The sequence below is a fragment of the Tsukamurella sp. PLM1 genome, from assembly GCF_023168325.1.
GTDB lineage: Bacteria > Actinomycetota > Actinomycetes > Mycobacteriales > Mycobacteriaceae > Tsukamurella.
In genome coordinates this window covers 2,171,616-2,193,539 of sequence record NZ_AP025688.1, presented here as the reverse complement: position 1 = coordinate 2,193,539, position 21,924 = coordinate 2,171,616, and the positions used below count along the sequence as shown (strand labels likewise).

At 70.8% G+C, this 21,924-nt stretch carries 14 protein-coding genes and 5 pseudogenes; 6 read left to right on the top strand and 13 right to left on the bottom strand.

Annotated features, from left to right (window positions below):
- Positions 1-20 precede the first annotated feature (20 nt).
- From dop to MTP03_RS11365, 4 genes and pseudogenes are all read right to left on the bottom strand, one after another.
- Positions 21-1,511, bottom strand: coding sequence for a depupylase/deamidase Dop (gene dop / locus MTP03_RS11385; RefSeq protein ID WP_248491994.1), 1,491 nt, complete (start codon positions 1,509-1,511; stop codon positions 21-23).
- A 53-nt stretch (positions 1,512-1,564) separates the two neighbouring features.
- Positions 1,565-4,175 (bottom strand): annotated as a pseudogene (locus tag MTP03_RS23670) (ATP-binding cassette domain-containing protein).
- Between the two features lie 77 nt (positions 4,176-4,252).
- Positions 4,253-5,900, bottom strand: a pseudogene (gene arc, locus MTP03_RS11370) (proteasome ATPase).
- Positions 5,901-6,011: 111 nt separating this feature from the next.
- Entirely contained in the window at positions 6,012-6,839 is an 828-nt protein-coding gene (locus tag MTP03_RS11365) for a tRNA (adenine-N1)-methyltransferase (protein ID WP_248491993.1), read from the bottom strand.
- Positions 6,840-6,903: 64 nt separating this feature from the next.
- Between MTP03_RS11365 and MTP03_RS11360 the strand changes: the two genes are divergently transcribed.
- A complete protein-coding gene (locus MTP03_RS11360; protein ID WP_248491992.1) occupies positions 6,904-7,734 on the top strand; it encodes a thioesterase family protein in 831 nt (276 codons plus the stop codon).
- A 19-nt stretch (positions 7,735-7,753) separates the two neighbouring features.
- Here the strand turns inward: MTP03_RS11360 and hisG are convergent, their stop codons facing one another.
- Positions 7,754-8,599, bottom strand: coding sequence for an ATP phosphoribosyltransferase (hisG, locus tag MTP03_RS11355; RefSeq protein ID WP_248491991.1), 846 nt, complete (start codon positions 8,597-8,599; stop codon positions 7,754-7,756).
- Between the two features lie 23 nt (positions 8,600-8,622).
- Positions 8,623-8,886, bottom strand: a complete 264-nt coding sequence (locus MTP03_RS11350; RefSeq protein WP_248491989.1) for a phosphoribosyl-ATP diphosphatase — start codon at positions 8,884-8,886, stop codon at positions 8,623-8,625.
- 293 nt (positions 8,887-9,179) lie between these two features.
- On the opposite strand from MTP03_RS11350, the pseudogene MTP03_RS11345 reads away from it, so the two are divergent.
- A pseudogene (locus tag MTP03_RS11345) lies at positions 9,180-9,287 on the top strand (alpha/beta-hydrolase N-terminal domain-containing protein); the annotation flags it as partial.
- 67 nt (positions 9,288-9,354) lie between these two features.
- Positions 9,355-10,800, top strand: coding sequence for an alpha/beta-hydrolase family protein (locus tag MTP03_RS11340; RefSeq protein WP_248491987.1), 1,446 nt, complete (start codon positions 9,355-9,357; stop codon positions 10,798-10,800).
- Positions 10,801-11,303: 503 nt separating this feature from the next.
- Here the strand turns inward: MTP03_RS11340 and MTP03_RS11335 are convergent.
- Positions 11,304-11,957, bottom strand: coding sequence for an HAD family phosphatase (locus MTP03_RS11335; RefSeq protein ID WP_248491986.1), 654 nt, complete (start codon positions 11,955-11,957; stop codon positions 11,304-11,306).
- A 122-nt stretch (positions 11,958-12,079) separates the two neighbouring features.
- On the opposite strand from MTP03_RS11335, the gene MTP03_RS11330 reads away from it, so the two are divergent.
- On the top strand, positions 12,080-13,795 hold the full coding sequence (locus MTP03_RS11330) for a bifunctional UDP-sugar hydrolase/5'-nucleotidase (protein ID WP_248491985.1): 1,716 nt from the start codon (positions 12,080-12,082) through the stop codon (positions 13,793-13,795).
- 129 nt (positions 13,796-13,924) lie between these two features.
- On the opposite strand, the gene MTP03_RS11325 is transcribed toward MTP03_RS11330, so the two are convergent.
- The 4 genes and pseudogenes from MTP03_RS11325 to metH all read right to left on the bottom strand — a co-directional run bounded on the left by MTP03_RS11325 (position 13,925) and on the right by metH (position 18,175).
- Entirely contained in the window at positions 13,925-14,110 is a 186-nt protein-coding gene (locus tag MTP03_RS11325; RefSeq protein WP_248491983.1) for a hypothetical protein, read from the bottom strand.
- Positions 14,107-14,391: a methyltransferase gene (locus tag MTP03_RS11320; RefSeq protein ID WP_371820967.1), complete on the bottom strand. Its 285-nt coding sequence runs from the start codon at positions 14,389-14,391 to the stop codon at positions 14,107-14,109. Before MTP03_RS11320 ends, MTP03_RS11325 begins: the two co-directional genes overlap by 4 nt.
- Positions 14,319-14,534, bottom strand: a complete 216-nt coding sequence (locus MTP03_RS23665; protein WP_371820946.1) for a hypothetical protein — start codon at positions 14,532-14,534, stop codon at positions 14,319-14,321. Before MTP03_RS23665 ends, MTP03_RS11320 begins: the two co-directional genes overlap by 73 nt.
- Before the next feature lie 40 nt (positions 14,535-14,574).
- Positions 14,575-18,175, bottom strand: a pseudogene (metH, locus tag MTP03_RS11315) (methionine synthase).
- A 26-nt stretch (positions 18,176-18,201) separates the two neighbouring features.
- Between metH and MTP03_RS11310 the strand changes: the two are divergent.
- A pseudogene (locus MTP03_RS11310) lies at positions 18,202-19,087 on the top strand (PAC2 family protein).
- 44 nt (positions 19,088-19,131) lie between these two features.
- Here the strand turns inward: MTP03_RS11310 and MTP03_RS11305 are convergent.
- A complete protein-coding gene (locus MTP03_RS11305) occupies positions 19,132-19,443 on the bottom strand; it encodes a hypothetical protein (RefSeq protein WP_248491982.1) in 312 nt (103 codons plus the stop codon).
- Between the two features lie 25 nt (positions 19,444-19,468).
- A complete protein-coding gene (gene mshC, locus MTP03_RS11300) occupies positions 19,469-20,713 on the bottom strand; it encodes a cysteine--1-D-myo-inosityl 2-amino-2-deoxy-alpha-D-glucopyranoside ligase (protein WP_248491981.1) in 1,245 nt (414 codons plus the stop codon).
- 272 nt (positions 20,714-20,985) lie between these two features.
- Here mshC and MTP03_RS11295 point away from each other — a divergent pair, with 272 nt between their 5' ends.
- Entirely contained in the window at positions 20,986-21,879 is an 894-nt protein-coding gene (locus MTP03_RS11295) for a TIGR04222 domain-containing membrane protein (RefSeq protein WP_248491980.1), read from the top strand.
- Positions 21,880-21,924: the final 45 nt, after the last annotated feature.

Sequence of the window (21,924 nt, the reverse complement as noted above, 5' to 3'; positions counted from 1 at the left end):
ACTTAGTCCATAGAAAGGTGCTAGCCCCGCAGCGAGTCGACGAGCTCGCGGGCGGAGGAGGCACCGTCGAGCAGGGCGCCGACATGCTCCTTCGTCCCCCGCAACGGCTCGAGCGTGGGGATCCGCACCAGGGAATCCGCACCCACGTCGAAGATCACCGAATCCCAGCTGGCCGCGGCGATCTCGGTGCCGAAGCGGCGCATGCACTCGCCGCGGAAGTACGCACGGGTGGACTCGGGCGGGGTGCTGACGGCATCCATCACCTGTTGCTCGGTGACGAGGCGCTTCATCGAGCCGCGCGCGACGAGGCGGTTGTAGAGGCCCTTGTCCAGCCGGACGTCCGAGTACTGCAGGTCCACCAGCTGCAGCTTCGACGCGCCCCAGCCCAGACCCTCGCGCTGGCGGATCCCCTCGAGCAACCGGAGTTTCGCGGGCCAGTCCAGCTCGTCGGCGAGCCGCAGCGGGTCGTCGGACAGGGTGTCGAGCACCCGCACCCACTGGGCGTGCACGTCCAGGGCACGGGCATCGTCGGAGCCCTCCAAGAACCGGCCCACCCGGTCGGCGTACTCGCGCTGGATGTCCAGCGCCGTCATCGTGCGGCCGTCGGCCAGCTCGAGGACACCGCGCAGCGTCAGGTCCCGCGAGACCTGGTGCACGGCCGTCACCGGCGCGGCGAGCGCCAGGTCCGACAGGTCCACACCGGCCTCGATCAGGTCCAGCACCAGCGCCGACGCGCCGACCTTGAGGTACGTGGCCAGCTCGGCCAGGTTCGCGTCGCCGATGATCACGTGCAGCCGGCGGTACTTGTCCGGATCGGCGTGCGGCTCGTCGCGGGTGTTGATGATCCCGCGCTTGAGGGTGGTCTCCAGGCCCACCTCGACCTCGATGTAGTCGGCCCGCTGCGAGAGCTGGAAGCCGGCCTCGTCGCCGCTCGCGCCGATCCCGACCCGGCCGCTGCCGCAGAACACCTGGCGTGTGACGAAGAACGGGGTCAACCCGGACACGATCGAGGCGAACGGCGTCTCCCGGCGGCACAGGTAGTTCTCGTGCGTGCCGTACGAGGCGCCCTTGCCGTCGATGTTGTTCTTGTACAGCTGCAGGGCGGCGGCCCCGGGCACCGTCGACGCGTACCGGGCCGCGGCGTCCATGACGCGCTCCCCCGCCTTGTCCCAGATCACCGCGTCCAGCGGGTCGGTGACCTCGGGCGCGGAGTACTCGGGGTGCGCGTGGTCCACGTACAGCCGCGCGCCGTTGGTGAGGATCATGTTCGCGGCGCCGATCTCGTCGGCGTCGATGATCGGGGCCGGCCCGCCCCTCCCCAGGTCGAACCCGCGGGCGTCCCGCAGCGGCGACTCCAGGTCGTAGTCCCACCGCGTGCGTTTGGCGCGCGGCACCGCCGCGGCGGCCGCGTACGCGAGCACCGCCTGCGTCGAGGTCAGGATCGGGTTGGCCGTGGGGTCCTTCGGCGCCGAGATCCCGTACTCCACCTCTGTGCCGATGATGCGCTCCATGCGGCCAGCCTATCGGTGGCTACGCGGCCCGCTCGCCCGGCTCCCGGCACGGCCTACCCCGACTTGCGCGAGATCCGGAACCACGTCGCGAGCCACAGGATCAGCGCCATCCCGGCGAGAACGCCGATCGCGATGCCCCACTGGGTCGGCGTGGAGTCCCACAGCGGGTCCGCGCTCGACGGTGCCGGTCGCCCCGACACGGGGTCGATCACCTCGGTCACCTTCTGCAGGTCGATCGTCGACGCGCTCGCCGCGAAGCCCCACCGCGACGGGAACAGCCACGACAGTTGTTCCAGGCCCGGGCGGCCGTGCAGGCCGAACAGGCCGCCGCTCATCACCAGCTGCGAGATCACGACCACGACCAGCAGCGGCATCACCTGCTCGGCAGACCTGGCGATCGCCGAGATCAGCAGGCCCACCAGGGTGGAGACGCAGGCGAGCACCGCGATGTCGATGATCAGCTCGACGGGCACGCTGGCCAGGATCGCGCCCTGTTCCGGGACAGCCGTGCCGACCAGGGTGATCCCCACCATGATCGCAGCCTGCAGGGTGGCGGCCACGAAGAAGACGACCGTCTTCGCCGAGGTACGCGCCCGGCCGCAGGCCGACGGCGCGCTCGCGCTGGAAGATGGCCCGCTCGCCCACGAGGTCGCGCGCCGTGAGCGCCGCTCCCATGAAGCAGGCGCCGATCACCAGCAGCACCAGGATCATCTTCGGGGCGGCGATCTCCGAATCCACGGCGTCGGCGAGACCCTTCTCGGCGGGCACGAGCAGCGTGACCGCGCCGAGCACGATCGGCATGAGAATCAGGAAGATCAGGTAGCCGCGATCCGCGAGGATCAGCCGCAGTTGCCGCCTCGCGACCACCGACAGCTGCTTGCGGGTCGAGGTCTTGGGCGCCTTGGTCGGTGTCGGCGGGGCACCCGTCGGAGCGGGCGGCGGCGGGGCGGGATGTGTGGAGCGGTACCGCTGCCAGGCGACGTCGGGCTGCTTGGCGGCGAAGTCGAAGATCTCCGCCCAGTCGCTCGTCCCCATCGCGGCCTTCACACCCTTGGGCGAGCCGCAATACGCGGTCTTGCCGCCGGGCGCGAGCAGGAGCACCTGATCGCACATGTCGATGTGGGTGAGCGAGTGCGTGACCACGATGACCACTCGCCCGGCGTCCGCCAGGCGGCGAAGGGTCTGCATCACCTGCCGGTCCAGGGCGGGGTCGAGGCCCGACGTGGGCTCGTCCAGGATCAGCAGCGACGGCCCCGTGAGCAGTTCCATCGCCACCGAGGCGCGCTTGCGCTGGCCGCCGGACAGCTTGTCGACCCGCGTCTTCTTGTGCTCGGTGAGCTGCAGCTCCGCGAGCACGCCGTCGATCACCTGATCCCGGTCGGCCTTGCTCATGTCCGGCGGCAGGCGCAGCTCGGCGGCGAAGCGCAGCGCCTGCTGCAGGGTGAGTTGCCGGTGCAGTACGTCGTCCTGCGGCACCATGCCGATGCGCGAGCGCAGCGCGTCGAAGTCGCGATGAACGTCGCGTCCCTCGAACTCGACCCGGCCGGCCGTCGGGGTGACGGCGCCGGAGACGACGCGCGACACCGTCGACTTGCCCGCACCCGAGGGGCCGATCACCGCGGTCAGCGTGCCGGGTGCGGCGCGGAAGTCCACGCCGTGCAGCAGCGTCTTGTTGCCGTCGACGGTGAGCGTGATGCCCTGCACCGCGAGCCCGGCCCCGGCGAACTCCTTCGCCTTCGGTCGCTCCAACCGGCCGTTCTCGACGATGAGGTCCGAGTTGCCGACCGTGACCACATCGCCGTCCCGCAGCGCCGTGGCGCCGGCGATGCGGCGGCCGTTGACCTGCGTGCCGTTCGCCGAGCCCAGGTCTTCTATCACGAGCCCCTGCGGCCCGGTGAGCAGGCGGGCGTGCCGCCGTGAGACCAGCATGTCGGCGATCGCGAGATCGTTGTCCGGAGTACGGCCGATCGTGATCTGGCCCGACGCGGTGGGCCGCGCCGGCATCTTCGCCACCTGGTAGAGCCCCGTGTTCCCGGCCATCGCGCGCAGGTGCGGCGCGACCTCGCCGACGGGGCGCGGTGGCCCGGCCGGGGCCTGCTGCGCGGGGATCGGGGCCGACGGTGCCTGCTGCCGCGGCGGGAGTGGCATCGGCCGCGACGGCGGCGCGGGGTTGCTCGTCGCCGGCGCCTGGAAGCCGCCCGACGGCGCCGCGTTCGACTGCGGCGGATTCGGCGGCGCTGCGTTCGGGGGCGCCGGGTTCGGCGGCGTGCGCCGGGTGGTGGGCAGCTGCTGCACCGGCTGCTGCGGCGCGGCGGGCGGTGGGGTCCGCTGCGGCGGCGGGGGCGGGGTATTCGACCGCGGCGCCGCGGAGAACGTCACGGACGCACCCGTGCGCGGGTCGCCGAACATCAGCACCTGGCTGCCGTTGAGCGCGATGTTCGGGCGCCGGACGCCGCCCACGAAGACGCCGTTGGTGCTCCGGTCGGTGAGGATCCACCCCGTCGGGCCTGCGGACGCGACGGCGTGCGTGCGTGAGACCAGCGGATGGTTGATCGTGACGTCGGACTCAAGGGTGCGCCCGAAGGTCACCGTCTTGCCCGGCGCGAATGTCAGCGTCTGCCCGTCCACCGTGACGGTGAGAGCTGCGGTTTCCGTACTCATCACGGATAACTATAGGGAGACGTCGCTTGCGCCGGGCTTGCGCGACGCTTGTCGCGCGAACCCGGCGCCGGCGAGAGGGGCTAGAGGTACTGCCCGGTGTTGTTCTCCGTGTCGATCGCGCGCGACGCACTCGCGTTCTTGCCGGTCACGAGCGTGCGGATGTAGACGATGCGCTCGCCCTTCTTGCCCGAGATCCGCGCCCAATCGTCGGGGTTGGTCGTGTTGGGCAGGTCCTCGTTCTCGGCGAACTCGTCGACGATGGACTCGAGCAGGTGGGTGATCCGCAGGCCGGGCTGCCCGGTTTCCAGGAAGCCCTTGATCGCGTGCTTCTTCGCCCGGTCGACGACGTTCTGGATCATCGCGCCCGAGTTGAAGTCCTTGAAGTACATGACCTCCTTGTCGCCGTTGGCGTAGGTCACCTCCAGGAAGCGGTTGTCGTCGGTCTCCGCGTACATCCGCTCGACCACGCGCTCGATCATCGCCTTCACACAGGCCTCCCGGTCGCCGCCGAACTCCGCGAGGTCCTCCTCGTGGATCGGCAGCTCGGCGGTGAGGTACTTCGAGAAGATGTCGATCGCGCCCTCGGCATCGGGGCGCTCGATCTTGATCTTCACATCGAGGCGGCCGGGCCGCAGGATCGCGGGGTCGATCATGTCCTCGCGGTTCGATGCACCGATCACGATGACGTTCTCGAGGCCCTCGACGCCGTCGATCTCCGACAGCAGCTGCGGGACCACGGTGGTCTCCACGTCGGAGCTGACGCCCGAGCCGCGGGTTCGGAAGATCGAGTCCATCTCGTCGAAGAACACGATGACGGGCGTGCCCTCGGACGCCTTTTCGCGGGCCCGTTGGAAGATCAGGCGGATGTGCCGCTCGGTCTCGCCGACGAACTTGTTGAGCAGCTCGGGGCCCTTGATGTTGAGGAAGTACGACTTGACCTCGCGCGAGTCGTCCCCGCGGACCTCGGCGATCTTCTTCGCGAGCGAGTTCGCGACGGCCTTCGCGATGAGCGTCTTGCCGTTGCCGGGCGGCCCGTACAGCAGCACGCCCTTGGGCGGGCGCAGCGAGTAGTCCTTGAACAGGTCCTTGTGCAGGAACGGCAGTTCCACGGCGTCGCGGATGAGCTCGATCTGCCGGCCCAGGCCGCCGATGTCCGAGTAGTCGACGTCCGGCACCTCCTCCAGCACCAGATCCTCGACCTCGGCCTTGGGGATCCGCTCGAACGCGTAGCCGGCCTTGGTGTCGACGAGCAGCGAATCGCCCACGCGCAGCTTGCGGCGCGCCAGGCCGAACTCGTCCACGCCCGGGTCGTCGGAGGCCTGCAGGGCCAGGGTGCCGCCAGCCGGACCACGCGCTCCTCGTCGGCGTGGCCCACGACCAGGGCGCGGGTACCGTCGTCCAGGATCTCGCGGAGCGTGGAGATCTCGCCCACGTTCTCGAAATCATTGGCCTCGACCACCGTGAGCGCCTCGTTGAGGCGCACCGTCTGACCGGTGGCGAAGGTGGCCACGTCCAGGTTGGGCGAGCAGGTGAGCCGCATCTTGCGGCCCGACGTGAAGACGTCCACCGTGTCGTCCTCGTAGGTGGCCAGCAGCACTCCGTAGCCCGACGGGGCTGCCCGAGCCGCTCGACCTCCTCGCGGAGGGTCAGGAGCTGGTTGCGGGCGTCGCGGAGCGTCTCGAGCAGCTTCGCGTTGCGGGTGGTGAGCGCGTCGACACGCTCGCGCAGCGCGGCCGCGGACGTCGGCTGCGCCGCCGAGCCCGACGATGCCGGCGTCGCCGTGGGCCGGGTCTGATCCGGTTCCGTCACGAGAACTCCCTTCCAGTGGGGTCTTCCACGCTACCCCTTGTTCGATCGCCGCTGGGGACGCGGCGCGACGGTGCCGTCTGCCAACCGCCGGCACGTGATCAGGAACGCCGTGTGGCCCTGCATGCGGTGCGACGGCCGGACCGCCAGCCCGACGACGTGCCACTCGCGCACCAGCGCCTCCCACGACCGCGGCTCGGTCCACATCGCCTGCTCGCGGATCGCCTCGACGACCTTCGACAGCTGGGTGGTGGTGGCGACGTACACGGTGAGCACGCCGCCGGGCACCAACGCCGTGCCGACCGCGTCCAGCACGTCCCAGGGCGCCAGCATGTCGAGCACCACGCGGTCGACCTGCGGACCGTCGTACTCCGCGAGATCGCCGAGCTGCAGCTGCCAGTTCTCGGGACGCCCGCCGAAGAACTCCTCGACGTTCTTGGCCGCGTATTCGGCGTGGTCCTCGCGGACCTCCCAGGACGTCACCGAACCCTCGGGCCCCACGGCGCGCAGCAGCGAGCAGGTGAGCGCCCCCGAGCCGGCACCGGCCTCGAGAACCCGGGCGCCGGGGAAGATGTCGCCCTCGGCCACGATCTGCGCGGCGTCCTTGGGGTAGATCACCTGCGCGCCACGCGGCATGGACAGCACGTAATCGGTGAGCAGGGGGCGCAGCGCCAGGTACGGGGTGCCGTTGACGGCCTTGACCACGCTGCCCTCGGGCGCGCCGATCAGCTCGTCGTGCCGGATCCCGCCCTTGTGCGTGTGGAACTCCTTGCCCGCCTCCAGGTGGACGGTGAACTTCCGGCCCTTCGCATCAGTCAGCTGCACTCGGTCGCCCACCACGAAGGGCCCACTGTTCGCCATGGTGCACCATCTTCCCAGCCACCCCGGTCGCGCCGCGAATCCGACCTATCGGTAGGACTGGTACATGGCCGATGACGCGTTCTTCCATCCCGCAGGGACCCTCGCCGCCGACGGTGTCGAGTACGAGGTCTTCGACCCGGCACCCGCCACCGCCAGCGTGTGGGCGGACACCATGCAGCACGGCGCGCCGCCCGCGGCGATCATGGTGCGTGCCATGGAGAAGCTCGTCGGCGACGGCGCGCGGATCTCCCGCGTGACGGTCGATCTCCTGGGCGTCGTGCCGATCACCCGGACGCGGGTGCGCGCCTGGCACGCCCGCCCCGGGCGCACGATCACGCTGCTCGCCGCCGAGATGGACTGCCTCGACGACACGGGTGCGTACCGCACCGTCGCCCGCGCCCAGGCGTGGGCGCTCGCGGCGTCCGACACCGCCCCGATCGCGCGCGACCTGTCCCCCGCGCTCCCTCCGCCGGGCGAGGTCGACGGTGCCATGCCCGATTTCTTCGAGCACCTCAAAGACCAGGGCTTCCTCGCCGCGTGCGACTGGCGGTTCGTCGACCATCCCGACGGCCCGGATGGCCCCAAGCAGTGCTGGATCCGGGCGAGGATGCCGCTCGTCGCGGGCGAGGCACCGTCGCCCCTGGTGCAGGTGTTCTCCGTGATCGACGCGGCCAACGGCATCTCGGCCTACCTCGACCCCACGTCGGTGACCTGGATGAACATGGACATGACGGTGCACCTGCACCGCTCGCCCGCGCCGGTCGACGGCTGGGTCGGGGTGCTGGGCGATCAGCTCGTGGGCGGCGAGGGCATCGGCACCACCGTCTCGCGGATCTACGACGGTGCCGGTGCGTTCGCCGTGGGCGCCCAGACGCTGCTGATCGCGACGCGGTGAGCCCGCGTCGCGCGCCGCGTCAGAACCGGCAGCTGCGGATGTCGGTCATCAGGATCGCCTTTGCGCCGAGCTCGGCGAGGTCGTCCATGACGCCGTTGGCGTCCTTGCGGAGCACCATCGCGCGGACGGCGACCCAGGCGTCGTCCGCCATCGGGGCCACCGTCGGGGATTCGAGCCCCGGGGTCACGGCGATCGCGCCGTCCAGGAGGGTGCGCGGGCAGTCGTAATCGAGCATCACGTACTGCCGGCCGAAGACCACGCCCTTCAGTCGCGCCGTCAGCTGATCACGCGCACGGTCGGAATCGGCGCCGACGCGCTCGATGAGCACGCCCTCCGAGTCGCACAGCGACTCGCCGAAGGCGACCAGGTTGTTCTGGCGCAGCGAGCGGCCGGATTCGACGACGTCGGCGATCAGGTCGGCCACACCGAGCTGGATCGAGATCTCCACGGCGCCGTCGAGGCGGATCACCTCGGCGTCGAGGCCCCGGGCGGCCAGGTCGCGCCGCACCAGATTGGGGTACGACGTGGCGACCCGCTTGCCGTTCAGATCGGCGACGGACCAGTCCCGCCCGGCGGGGCCGGCGTACCGGAAGGTCGAGCGGCCGAAGCCGAGCGCCAGGCGCTCGGTGAATTCCGCGCCCGAGTCCAGCGCGAGGTCGCGGCCGGTGATGCCCATGTCGAGCTCGCCCGAGCCCACATACAGGGCGATGTCCTTGGGGCGGAGGAAGAAGAACTCCACTTCGTTGCCGTTGTCGAGGACCGTGAGGTCCTTGGAGTCCGAGCGGCGGCGGTAGCCGGCCTCGCTCAGGATGGCGGCGGCGGCCTCGGAGAGCGCGCCCTTGTTCGGTACGGCGACCCGCAACATGTTTCGAGGAATCCTTCGGGAAGTCAGAGGTAGGAGTAGACGTCGTCGAGCGTCAGACCGCGCTTGACCAGCAGCACCTGCAACCAGTACAGCAGCTGCGAAGCCTCCTCGGCCAGCTCGCCGTCGGTCTGGTACTCGGCGGCGATCCAGACCTCACCGGCCTCTTCGATGACCTTCTTGCCCAGGAAGTGGATACCGCGGTCCAGCGCCTCGACGGTCCCGCTCCCGGCGGGCCGCTCCTCGGCCTTGGCGGCCAACTCCGCGAACAGCGTCTCCATGGTCTTCACGCACATATTGTTTCACGGCAACTACAGTGCTCGGTGTGGAGGGCTCGGCGACGGAGGACACGGCACCGTCGACCCCGCCCGCGCAGGGCGCGCTGGTGAAGGGCTCCGCGCAGTACGGGTACGCCCGGGCACTGATCCGGGCCCGGCTCCGGGTGGTGCGGGCCGCGCGCGACCCCGACCGGTTCCTGCGGGAGAACTACGACGAGTTCGCGGCCAAGCACCCGGTCCTCGCGTGGGCGTGGAGCCTGCTCCACCTGGACTTCGCCGGCCTGTTCGTGGGCGGCCTGTTCCTGATGAGCAGCCTGACCGCGTCGCTGCTCCCCCGGTCCTGGTTCTTCCAGGGCGTGGTGTCCGGGATCAACGCGGTGATCGGGTACGGGATCGGCGTGCTGCTCAAGTGGGTGATCGTGGACCTGCTGGTGCGCGCGCACCCGATCCGGGACGATCCGGCGCGCCCGGTGGGTCCCCGTGTGGCGCGCGCTCATCGTGTTCGGCGTGATCGGCGGCGGGCTGTCGATGATGGTCGCGGCGAAGCGCTGGCAGGACGGGGTGCGGGCGCTGATGGACATGCGACCCGGCTCGAATCTGTGGTACGTGTTGACACCGGTCGTCGCGTTCGTGGTGGCCGCGCTCCTCATCTCAGCGGTGCGCGTGCTCCGGGACCTGGCATTGCTCGCGGGGCGGCGCGCCAACCGGTTCCTGAAGATCCCGCTGCCCGCCGCCAAAGTGCTCGGCTTCATCTGGATCGCGCTGCTGCTGTTCCTGTTCGTCAACGACATCGGCTTCCGGGCGTTCACGGCCGGCGCGAACCGGGTGGCGTCCGCCACGAACGATCAGGAGCTGCCCGAGTTCCCGCAGCCCACGGCGCCGCAGCGGTCGGGGTCGCCGGGGTCGGCCGCGGCGTGGTCCGGACTCGGGAACGAGGGCCGCAAGTTCGTGGCGGGCGGCCTGCGGGCCGCGGACCTGCGGCGGTTCACGACCCGGCCGGTGACGGAGCCGGTCCGGGTGTACGTGGGCCTCGAGAACGCCGACACCCCGACCGAGCGGATCTCGCTGCTGCACCGTGAGCTCGCGCGGACCGGCGCACTGGACCGCAAGCACGTCGTCGTGATCCCCACGACCGGGTCCGGCTGGGTCAATCCGACGGCGGCGCGGGCGGTGGAGCTGATGTACGACGGCGACGTGGCCCTGGTCGCGATGCAGTACTCGTACCTGCCCAGCTGGATCTCGTTCGTCACCGACGGCGAGGCGTCACTCGAATCCGGCAAGCGGCTGATCGACGCAGTGCTCACGGACGTGCGCGCCCGTCCCGCCGAGCACCGACCGAAGCTTCTGGTCATGGGCGAGAGCCTGGGCACGCGGGCCGGCGAGGGCGCGTTCGCCGGCCTGCCCGATATCCGCGAGAAGGTCGACGGTGTCGTCTGGCTCGGCCCGCCCCGCGCCAACCCGATCCATTCGGCGATCACCGACCGCCGCGACCTGGGGACTCCCGAGGTACTGCCCACCTACACGGATGGGCTGATCGTCCGCTTCACGGACGGTCAGCGGTCCCTCGCCGACAGCGGCGGGGCGGAGTGGCTGGCGCCGCACATCGTGTACGTCCAACACCCGTCCGACCCGGTGGTGTGGTGGTCCCCCGAGCTGATGCTGCGGCAGCCCGACTGGCTGCGCGAGCCGCCCGGCCGGGACCGCAGCTCGGCGATGGCCTGGTACCCGTTCGTCACGTTCTGGCAGGTCTCGGCCGACCTCGCGAACGCGGCCGGCGTGCCGGACGGCCACGGCCACAACTACGGCACCGCGGTGGTCGACGCGTTCGCCGCAGTCCTTCCGCCGGAGGGCTGGACAGCCGCCGACACCGAGCGGGTCCGGATGGCAGTCATGGCCAGTGCCGCGATCGACGGTGCCGAGAAGTGACGGCCGAGGCCCGCCTGGCTGGGACGTGACGGCGGTCACCGGGTTCCGGTGATGCTCAGCACTTTCCGTCCTCTGCGGCGAGCAGAGTGGCGACGACACCGTTAGTTTCTGCAGATCATGAACGCGCGTCACATCGCCCTCGCGCTCCTGGCCGTCGCCCCGGTCGCCGGATGCGCCGCCGAACCCGAGGTCCCCGCCGATAGCGCCGTCAGCTTCAGTGCGATCGCGGCGACCGGCACGCCGTCGTCGTCGGTGGCCGCCAGCGGCGCGCACCCGGGCGCCGACCTGGCCGGACCCGGCACGGTCTGCGGCTCAGTGGCCGGGAGCACGGTCGTGGTCCGGGCGGGCGCCGCGAACTGCGTCGACGCGCTTCGGGTGGCCGGGGCCTACGCCGCCGCGGCGGCGCGCGCAGGGGCAGGCGGTCACCGTCGACACCGGCGGCTGGCGCTGCACGGCGCGCGTCACCGATCAGGTGGGCACGTGCCGTTCGGGCGAGAACACCGTCAGCGTCGGCTGAGCGGCGCGAAGTCGGCGACTCCGGCGCCGGTGAGGCCACCGAGGTGGACGGCACCGTCGAGCACCGGCTCCGGGCCGACCGTGAGCACCGTGCACCCCGCGACGAACGCCGAGCGGGCCCCCGTCGGCGAATCCTCCACGGCGACGCAGTCCTGCGGCGCGACGCCGGCGAGCCGCGCGCCGCGCAGGTACGGGTCCGGCGCGGGCTTGGGCTCGGCGACCTCATCGCCGCAGACGGTGGCGACGAACCGCTCGCGGCCGAGCGTGCCCAGCGCGTGCTCGGTCACGTCCCGGATGGTGTTGGTCACCAGGACCAGCGGGACGCCCGCGTCCGCGAGCAGGTCCAGCGCCTCGCGGGCGCCGGGCTGCCACGGGATGCCACCGTCGAACAGCTCGACGACGCGGTTCGAGACCCACCGCTCCGCGCCGGGGTAGTCGCGGTCGGCTTCCGGGACCTGCGCGAAGTCGTAGAGCTTGCGGAGGGCGTCGCCTGTGGCGTTGCCGAGCGTCGATTCCCTGGCCTCCGGGGTGACCTCGTACCCGAGGCCACGAGTGAACTCGGCGACCGCGATGTCCCACAGCTTCTCGGAATCCAGGAGGGTTCCGTCCATGTCGAACAGGACTGCGGCGGGAAGTGTCATGGCCCCAGGCTATGTCAGGGCCGCAGTGTCGCCGCCGTCGGCCGGTGAGTGCACCCACGCGGAATCCGGGTTGTTAATTCATTCGTCACCCGAACGACGATTCGCTGTGCTTGGGTTCCGGCATGCGTCAACGTCACCTCCTTGCCGTCCTCGCCCTGACCGCGTCCGCCACGCTCCTCGCGAGTTGCGGCACCTCGGGGGGCGACGCGGCATCGTCGTCCTCGTCGGCGGCGACGTCCGGCGCGACGGTGGGTTTCACCGTGCCCGGCGTCGACGACCTGCCCGCCGCGACCGCGGAGCAGGTGCACGTGTTCATGATCAACGACCTGCACGGCAACCTGCAGCCGCCCACCGGCTCGACCGGCAGGATCGGCGGCGAGGCCGCGGGAGGCGCCGCATACCTCGCCACCGCACTGCAGCGCCTGCAGAAGGCGTACCCGAACAGCATCACGCTGGGCAACGGCGACCTGGTGAGCGCGAGCCCGCTGGTGTCGGCCCTGTTCCGCGACGAGCCGACGATCAAGTTCCTCAACTCCGTGGGCATGCAGGCGTCGTCGGTGGGCAACCACGAGTTCGACCACGGCACGATCGAGCTGGAACGCCTGCAGAAGGGCGGCTGCGCCCCGCAGGGCTGCGAGCCGGGCGAGCCGTTCACCGGCGCCGCCTACCAGTACCTCGCGGCTAACGTGACCAACGCTCAGGGCCAGCTGCCGCCCGGGACGGTGCCGTGGAAGATGCTCGAGGTGAACGGCAAGAAGATCGCCGTGATCGGCGCCGTCACGCCCGAGACCGCGACCATCGTGGCGCCGGAGGGCGTCCGCGGCTACATGTTCGGCGACGAGGCCGACGCCATCAACAAGTACGTCCCGGAGATGAAGGCCGCGGGCGCGCAGGCGATCGTGGCGGCGGTGCACAACGGCGGCGGCCAGAAGGGCGGCAGCGGCGAGGCCGACCCCAACGCCTGCAAGGACGTCTCGGCCCCCGTCCCGGACCTGGCGAAGCGCGTCGACCCCGCCGTCCAGGTGATCGCGACCGCCCACTCGCACCAGGCCTACGTCTGCTCGATCGAGGGACGCACCGTCACGCAGGGCGCCTCCTACGGCCGGCTCGTCACCGACATCACGCTGGACTTCGGCGCGAACGGCGTCACCTCCAAGGCCGTGAACCGCGTGGTCCGCCCGTCGCTGCCCGCCGACCCGGGCACGCAGCGCCTGATCGACTTCTACGCGAAGGAGGCCAAGCCCCGCGCCGACCGCGTGATCGGCAGGATTCCCGCCGAGCTCAAGCGCGAGGCCTTCCCCGGCGGCGACTCCCCGCTCGGCGACGTGCTGGCCGACGCGATGCTTTTCACCACCCGGCCGCCCGCCGAGGCCGCGGGCCAGATCGCGCTCATGAACCCCGGCGGCGTGCGCGCCGACCTCAAGGCCGGCGACGTGACCTACGGCGACGCGTACACGGTCCAGCCGTTCGGCAACCAGGTGGTCACCGTGTCGCTGACCGGCCAGCAGATCATCGACCTGCTCGAGCAGCAGTGGCAGAACCCCGACAAGACGACGGTGCTGGCACCGTCGGGCATCACCTACAGCTACGACCCGAACGGCGCGCCCGGCCGGAAGGTGGTCCGCGAGAGCGTCACGATCGGCGACCAGCCGGTCAACACCGTCGCGAAGTACCGGGTGACCACGAACAACTTCCTCGCCGCGGGCGGCGACGGGTTCAGCGTGTTCAAGCAGTCCACCGACCTCACGGTGGGCGGCATCGACCTGGACGCGCTGGAGACGTTCCTGCAGGCCACCCCGGACCTGCAGGTGCCCACCAGCCGCATCACGAAGCTGTAGCCGCTGTCGGAGTACGCGGCCGCAGGCATCCGCACTACTGGATCGCGCGTGACTCCTCGTTCGTTCGAAACCGCTCGAATCCTCGGGCAGGATCACCATGCTTCGTCGTGGTCGACCTGAGGGCGGGTTTCAGAACCGACCGCCGAGGTCCAGCTTGCGCGCGACCTCTCGGACGGCCTCGAGCGCACCGTCGAGCGACTCGGACCAGGCGGCCGCGACCTGGAGGCCCGCGGCGTCGTCGAGGCGCCAGAACCAGGCGCCCTCGTCGCCGGGCTCGCCGGCCTGCAGGTGGAGGCGATAGTCGTCCACGCTCACCGGCGCACGTCCAGTTCACGGAGCGGGGATCCGCCGTCGATGAACAGCCGCCCGGTGGGCGTGAGGGCATCCGCGATCCGCCTCAGCGCGATCTCGCCCTCCCGCGGGTGGCGGCCGTCGAGGCAGCCGACCCGCACGGCGAAGGCGAGGTCGAAGGGCTGCTCGCCCGGAAGGAGGGCGAGGTCCTCGACCGCGCACCGTCGAACCGTCAGGCGGCCGGCCGCGATCTGTTCCGCGCACCCCGCCTCGGCCTGCCGGATCGCCGCCGCGGACCGATCGATCGCGAGGACGTGGCCGTCGGCGACCCGATCTGCAACAGCGCGCGCGCCACCCCTGGGCCGCAGCCGATCTCGAGGACCCGCAGCCCCGGCGCGAGGGGCAGCGCGGCGACGATCTCCGCGAGCCGCGCGGACATCTCGGCCATCACCACCTCCTCGCGACGTCGGCCACGCGGTGCCGACCGCTTACGTGTTGAAGTACTTGGCCTCGGGGTGGGTGAGGACGAAGGCGTCGGTGGACTGCTCGGGGTGCAGCTGCAGTTCCTCGGACAGCTCGACACCGATCCGCTCGGGCTGCAGGAGGTCGACCATCTTCGCGCGGTCCTCGAGGTCCGGGCAGGCGCCGTAGCCGAACGAGTACCGGGCGCCGAGGTACTTGAGGTCGAAGAAGTCGGTGACGGCGTGGGGATCCGCGTCCGCGACCTTCCGTCCGCCCGGCAGGATCAGCTCCTGCCGCACCCGCTGATGCCAGTACTCGGCGAGGGCCTCGGTGAGCTGGACACCGATGCCGTGCAGCTCGAGGTACTCGCGGTAGACGTTGGCCGCGAACAGCTCGTTCGCCGCGTCGGCGATCGGCTGTCCCATGGTGACCAACTGGAACGGCAGCACGTCCACCTGACCGCGTGCACGAGCGGTGTCGCGGTCGCGGATGAAGTCCGAGATCGCGAGGAACCGGCCGCGCTGCTGGCGCGGGAACTCGAACGAATGCCGCACCGGCGCATCGGGTTCCGGGACTCCAGCACGTCGATGACGTTCCCGTGACTCACAGCGGGGAAGTAGCCGTAGACCACGGCGGCGTGGTCCAGGATCCGGTCGGCCTTCAACTTGTCGAGCCAGTAGCGCAGCCGGGGGCGTCCCTCGGTCTCCACCAGTTCCTCGTACGACGGTCCCTCTCCTTGCGGGCGCCGCGCAGGCCCACTGCCCGAAGAACAGTGCCCGCTCGTCCATCAGCGGCGCGAACTCGTTGACGGCGACGCCGCGGACGATTCGCGTGCCCCAGAACGGCGGCGCCGCGACCTCGAAGTCGGGTGCCACGTCCGAACGGTCCGGCACCACGATCGGCGCGGCCTCCGCCTTACGCTTCTCGGCGATCCGCTTGCTGCGGGCGTGCCGCTCCTTGCGCTCGCGCGCCTTCTCGGCGGCGGCGATCGCCTCGGGGCTGTTCGGGTCCGGGCCCTCGCCGCGCTTGGTGGCCATGATGTCGTCCATCAGCCGCAGGCCCTCGAACGCGTCGCGGGCGTAGCTGACCTCGCCGGCGTACACCTCGGCCAGGTCGGTCTCGACGTACGCGCGGGTCAGCGCAGCGCCGCCCAGCAGCACCGGGTACTTCTCCCCCAGTCCGCGGGTGTTGAGCTCTTCGAGATTCTCCTTCATCACCACGGTCGACTTCACCAGCAGCCCGGACATGCCGATCACGTCGGCGTGCTTGTCCTCGGCGGCCTCGACGATGGCGGCGATCGGCTGCTTGATGCCGATGTTGACCACTTCGTAGCCGTTGTTGCTCAGGATGATGTCGACGAGGTTCTTGCCGATGTCGTGCACGTCACCCTTGACGGTGGCGAGCACGATCCGACCCTTGCCCGCGTCGTCATCGGACTTCTCCATGTGCGGCTCGAGGTACGCGACGGCCGCCTTCATCACCTCGGCCGACTGCAGCACGAACGGCAGCTGCATCTGGCCGAGCCGAACAGCTCGCCGACCGTCTTCATGCCGGACAGCAGCGTGTCGTTGATGATCGACAGCGCCGGCTTCTCCTGCAGGGCCGCATCGAGATCGGCGTCGAGGCCCTCCCGCTCACCGTCGACGATGCGCCGCTCCAGGCGCTCGAACAGCGGCAGCTTCGCCAGCTCCTGCGCCCGGGTCTCCTTGGCGGAGGCCGCCGAAACGCCCTCGAAGAGTTCCATGAGCCGCGAGAGCGGGTTGTAATCGGCGTCGCCACCGGACTGCAGGCCGGCGGCGCCCGGCGGTCGTACACCAGGTCCAGTGCGGTCTCGCGCTGCTCGGGCTCCATCTTGCTCATCGGCAGGATCTTCGACGCGTGCAGGATCGCCGAGTCGAGCCCGGCCTCCCGCAATTCGTTGAGGAACACCGAGTTCAGGACCTGCCGCGCAGCCGGGTTCAGGCCGAAGCTCACGTTCGACAGCCCGACGGTGAAGTGCAGGCTCGGGTACTTCTCGTGCAGCACCCGCACGGCCTCGATCGTCTCCAGCGCGTCGCGCCGGACCTCCTCCTGGCCCGTCGAGATCGGGAAGACGAGCGGATCGATGATGATGTCGTCGAGCGACAGTCCCCAGTTCCCAGTGAGATCCGCGATCAGGCGCTCGGCGATCCGCACCTTGCCCTCTGCGGTGCGGGCCTGGCCCTCCTCGTCGATGGTCAGCGCGACGACCGCCGCGCCGTGCGCGACCACCTGCTCCATGATCTTCGTGAACCGGGAATCGGGGCCGTCGCCGTCCTCGTAGTTCACGGAGTTCACCGCGCAGCGGCCGCCGAGGTGCTCGAGGCCCGCCTTGATCACCTCGGGCTCCGTGGAGTCGATCATGATCGGCAGCGTCGACGCCGTCGCGAGCCGCGCGGCGAGCGCCGCCATGTCCAGCGCACCGTCGCGGCCCACGTAGTCCACGTTGAGGTCGAGCATGTGCGAGCCGTCGCGGATCTGGTCCTTGGCGATGTCCACACATTTGTCGTGATCGCCCGCGAGCATCGCCTCGCGGAACGCCTTGGAGCCGTTCGAGTTCGTGCGCTCGGCGATCATCAGAATCGACGCGTCCTGCGCGAACGGCACCGACGTGTACAGCGAGCTGATCGAACTCGGTCTGCGGCGCGCGCTGCGCCTGCGCGGTGCCGCGCACGGCCTCCGCCACCTGGCGGATGTGCTCCGGGGTGGTGCCGCAGCAGCCGCCGACGAAGCTCAGCCCGTACTCGGCGACGAAGCCGGACAGGGCCTCCGCCAGCTCGGGCGCCGTCAGCGGGTACTCGGCGCCGTTCTTCCCCAGCACGGGCAGGCCGGCGTTCGGCATCACCGAGACGGGAATCGTGGAGTGCCGCGACAGGTGCCGCAGGTGCTCGCTCATCTCCGCGGGGCCGGTCGCGCAGTTCAGGCCGATCATGTCGATGCCCAACGGCTCCAGCGCGGTCAGCGCGGCGCCGATCTCGACCCCAGGAGCATCGTGCCGGTGGTCTCGACGGTCACGTGCACGATGATCGGGATCCAGTGCGCCTGCTCGCCCATCGCCGCCTGGCAGCCCAGCACCGCGGCCTTCGCCTGCAGGATGTCCTGGCACGTCTCGACCAGGAACGCGTCGGCGCCACCGTCGAGCATCCCGTGCGCGGTCTCGCGATACGCGTCCCGGATCACCGCGAACGAGGTGTGCCCCAGGGTAGGCAGCTTCGTGCCCGGACCGATCGAGCCCAGGACGAACCGCGGCGTACCGTCGGCCTGCTCGAACTCGTCGGCGACGCGCCGGGCGATGGCGGTGCCCTTCTCGGACAGCTCCCGGATTCGGTCCGCGATGTCGTAATCGCCCAGGTTCGACAGGTTGCAGCCGAATGTGTTGGTCTCCACCGCGTCGGCCCCGGCCTCGAAGTAGGCGCGGTGGATGCCCTCGAGCACGTCCGGGCGGGTGTGGTTGAGGATCTCGTTGCAGCCCTCCAGGCCCAGGAAATCGTCCAGAGTCAGGTCCGCTGCCTGCAACATCGTGCCCATCGCACCATCGCCGATCAGAACACGGCTTCGCGCCGCCTCCAGGAACTTCGATTGCAGCGGCTGCTGATGCGTACGGGTCATGTATCCAGGGTAGTGGGTGTTGACAAATCGGCCGGTCGCGCCCGGCGTACGCTGGATCGGTGACGTCCTTGCCCACGCTGGAACGACCGGTCCTCATCGCGGCGTTCGAAGGCTGGAACGACGCCGGCGACGCCGCGTCCGGCGCCGTCGAGCACCTCGAACTGACCTGGGACGCAGACCTGATCACCGAGGTCGACTCCGACGACTTCTACGACTTCCAGGTCAATCGGCCCACGATCAAGCAGATCGACGGGGTGACGCGCGCCGTCGAGTGGCCGTCGACGACGCTGTCGGTGTGCCGGCCGCCCAAGGCGGACCGGGACGTGGTGCTGCTGCGGGGCATCGAGCCCAACTTCCGCTGGCGCGCCTTCTGCGACCAGCTGATCGCCGTGTTCACCGAGCTCAAGATCGACAGCGTGGTGATCCTCGGGTCGCTCCTCGCCGACACGCCGCACACGCGCCCGGTCCCCGTGACCGGGGCCGGGTACGACGCGGACTCCGCCAAGCGGTTCGGGCTCGAGGAGAACCGGTACGAGGGCCCGACGGGGATCACCGGAGTCCTCCAGGACGCCTGCGTCCGCGCCGGCGTGCCGGCGATCTCGTTCTGGGCGGCGGTGCCGCACTACGTGTCCCAGCCCCCGAACCCGAAGGCCACCGTCGCGCTTCTGCAACACGTGGAGCAGGCGCTCGACCTGGCGGTGCCCGGGCGACCTGCCGGTCCGCGCGGAGGAATGGGAGGCGTCGGTCAGCGAGATGACCGAGGACGACGAGGACGTCGCCGCCTACGTCCGCGGGCTCGAGGAGCGCGGGGACGCCGAGGCGAAGAACGTCGAGCAGCACATCGACGCCGACGCGCTCGCCGAGGAGTTCGAGAAGTACCTGCGGCGCCGCGACCCGGGGACCGGGCCGTAACGCCGGACTCGTGGCGCCGGCCTGCGGCGCTGGGCCGGTCGGCCTCAGCCGATCCGTTCGATCGACACGACGGGCGTGGTGATGCGCCACGTCCGCACATCGGGGTCATCGGCGGCGCGGACCCAGAACTGCGCCGACTCGCCGACCCGGCAGCTCTTGATGCCCAGCAGCGGGATGTCCTCCGAGTCGCGGCGCAGCGCGCTGATGCTCCACTGCTCGTCCTCGGAGTTCCCGCCGATGCCCGGGGCGCGCATGAGCGTCATCTCCCCCAGGTCCAGCACGTACGTGGACGTGCGGGTCTGAACGGTCCACACGCCCTCGGTCAGATCCGGGGCCAGCTCGCTGACGGTCCTCACAGGCGCAATATAGCGTGTCGAACTGTCAGGCTGCTGGAGGTACGCCGAGCAGCGCGTCGACGGCGCCCGCGACCGCGGCCGGTGCACCGGCGTCGGGACCGCCCGTGGTGAGGGTCTTCTCGGCCCACGCGTCGATCGCGGCCAGCGCGTGCGGAGTGTCGAGATCGTCCGCGAGGTAGCGGCGCACGCGGCTGATCAGCTCGGCACCGTCGGGGCCCGACGGTGCCGCGAAGGCCCGGCGCCACCGGTCCAGTCGCGCCTGCGCGCGCTCGAGCACCGCGTCGGACCACGGCCGGTCCTGCCGGTAGTGCCCCTCGAACAGGCCCAGGCGGATCGCCGCCGGGTCCACGCCGGAGCGGCGGAGCTTCGAGACGAAGACGAGATTGCCGCGGCTCTTGGACATCTTCTCGCCGTCCAGGCCGATCATGGCCGCGTGCACGTAGTGTCGGGCGAAGCGGCGCTCGCCGGTGGCCGCCTCGACGTGGGCGGCGGAGTACTCGTGGTGCGGGAAGATCAGGTCGCTGCCGCCGCCCTGGATGTCGAAGGTCGCGCCGAGGCGGTTCGCGGCGATGGCCGCGCATTCGATGTGCCAGCCGGGGCGACCCGCCCCCTGCGGCGACGGCCACGACGGTTCGCCGGGGCGCTGCACGCGCCACAGGAGCGGATCGATGCTGTCGTGCTTGCCCGCGCGCTCGGGATCGCCGCCGCGCTCGGCGAAGAACTTCTCCATCGTGGCCCGGTCGTAGCCGGACTCGTAGCCGAACTGCTCGGTCGCGTCGGCGCGGTAGTACACGTCCGGGTACTCGGCGTCGTCCAGCACGTACGCCGAGCCGTTGGCCAGCAGCTTCCCGACGTACTCGACGACCTCGTCGATGGACTCCACGGCGCCGATGTAGTCGCGGGGAGGCAGCACGCGCAGCGCCTCCATGTCCTCGCGGAACAGGTCGATCTCGCGCGCGCCCAGGTCGCGCCAGTCGATCCCGTCGCGGTCGGCGCGTTCGAACAGCGGATCGTCCACGTCGGTGATGTTCTGCACGTAGCGCACCTCGTGCCCGTTGTCCCGGAGCACCCGATTCACCAGGTCGAAGGCCAGGTAGGTAGCGGCGTGCCCCAGGTGGGTCGCGTCGTACGGGGTGATGCCGCAGACGTACATACCCGCGACCGGACCGGGGTTCACCGGGCGAACCGCCTGGTCGGAGGTGTCGTAGAGCCGCAGCGGCACGGATGGGCCGGCGAGGGCGGGGACTTCGGGGGACGGCCACGAACGCATACCCACACCCTATTCGTCCCCGGTGCGGTCCGGATTCCGGCCCGGACCGGGCACCGTCGGCGCCCTGCCGGGGCCGAATCCCAACCGGGAACGACGCACGGACGCGGCACGTGGTCGATCAGGACGCCGCCGGGCACCCGCTCTGACAAGGGACGACGCTGTGCCGCAGGAACTCTCAGGAAACTCTTGCCCGCCATTACTGGCCAGTACGCCGATCTACCGCCATGCTTTACCCAATCTTGAAGATCGGTTCGTTCCAGGAGGTGAACGTCATGTCCCCCAACACATTCGAAAACGCCTGGTTCCTGTGCGCACTGATCGGGGCGGCGGCGTTCGCGGCGGCCTGGCGGTTCGTGGTGACGCCGCGTCGCGCGGTGGTCTCCACACCGCCGCTGACGGTGCCCCAGATCGCCTGCCTGCGCTCGTGGCGGGCACCGCTGGTGGCGGCGATGGCGCAGCTGCGGGCCGACGGGCACCTGGACGCCGACGGCCGGTTGGACCCGGCCAAGCCGCTCCCACCCGGGACCGACGCCTTCACGCGCCACATGCTGCGGCGGCTCGACCGCTCCGTGTTCTCGGTCGACCAGCTCCTGTACGACGAGCTGGCGCCGCTCGGCGCGCTCGAGGACGAGCTCGCGCGGCGCGGGTACCTGCACACGTCCGCCGAGAAGTGGCGGATCCGGTTCGGCGCGGCACCGCTGACCGCGCTGTGCGTCGCGGGCGTCCTCGCGGCCCCGATCGTGCTCGCGGCGCGCGGTGTCCCCGCCGACCGGGCGATCGTCGGGTTCACCGTGCCGGCGGTCGTCGCCGCGGTGGTGGTGCTCCCCTGGCTCTGGCACGCGCCGCGCACCACCGCCGCGGGTCAGCGCGCGTTCGCCGAACAGCGCGAGCGCGCCGCCTACCTCGCGCCCCGCACGCGGCCTGCGTTCACGACCTACGGCGCAGGCGCCGTGGGCCTGTCGGTGGCGCTGTTCGGCACGGCGGCGCTCTGGCAGTTCGACCCCCGCTACGCCGCGGCGATGGCCGTGGCCGGCGGTTCCGGCGACGGCGGGGCCGGAGGGTCCTGCGGCAGCGCCTTCACCTGCGGCGGCGACTCCGGCGGCTGCGGCTCGTCGTGCGGTTCGTCCTGCGGCGGGGGCGGCGGCGGAGGCGGCTGCGGCGGCTGAGCCGCCCCCGATCCACGATTCCCACCCCACGGGTCCTTCAGCAGC

What these genes read in the sequence shown, in the direction of transcription:
- MTP03_RS11335 (WP_248491986.1), bottom strand. Translation starts at nt 11,957, where the DNA reads ATGACACTTCCCGCCGCAGTCCTGTTCGACATGGACGGAACCCTCCTG.
- MTP03_RS11360 (WP_248491992.1), top strand. Translation starts at nt 6,904, where the DNA reads ATGGCCGATGACGCGTTCTTCCATCCCGCAGGGACCCTCGCCGCCGAC.
- MTP03_RS11295 (WP_248491980.1), top strand. Translation starts at nt 20,986, where the DNA reads ATGTCCCCCAACACATTCGAAAACGCCTGGTTCCTGTGCGCACTGATC.
- MTP03_RS23665 (WP_371820946.1), bottom strand. Translation starts at nt 14,534, where the DNA reads ATGGCCGAGATGTCCGCGCGGCTCGCGGAGATCGTCGCCGCGCTGCCC.
- hisG (WP_248491991.1), bottom strand. Translation starts at nt 8,599, where the DNA reads ATGTTGCGGGTCGCCGTACCGAACAAGGGCGCGCTCTCCGAGGCCGCC.
- dop (WP_248491994.1), bottom strand. Translation starts at nt 1,511, where the DNA reads ATGGAGCGCATCATCGGCACAGAGGTGGAGTACGGGATCTCGGCGCCG.
- MTP03_RS11365 (WP_248491993.1), bottom strand. Translation starts at nt 6,839, where the DNA reads ATGGCGAACAGTGGGCCCTTCGTGGTGGGCGACCGAGTGCAGCTGACT.
- mshC (WP_248491981.1), bottom strand. Translation starts at nt 20,713, where the DNA reads ATGCGTTCGTGGCCGTCCCCCGAAGTCCCCGCCCTCGCCGGCCCATCC.
- MTP03_RS11330 (WP_248491985.1), top strand. Translation starts at nt 12,080, where the DNA reads ATGCGTCAACGTCACCTCCTTGCCGTCCTCGCCCTGACCGCGTCCGCC.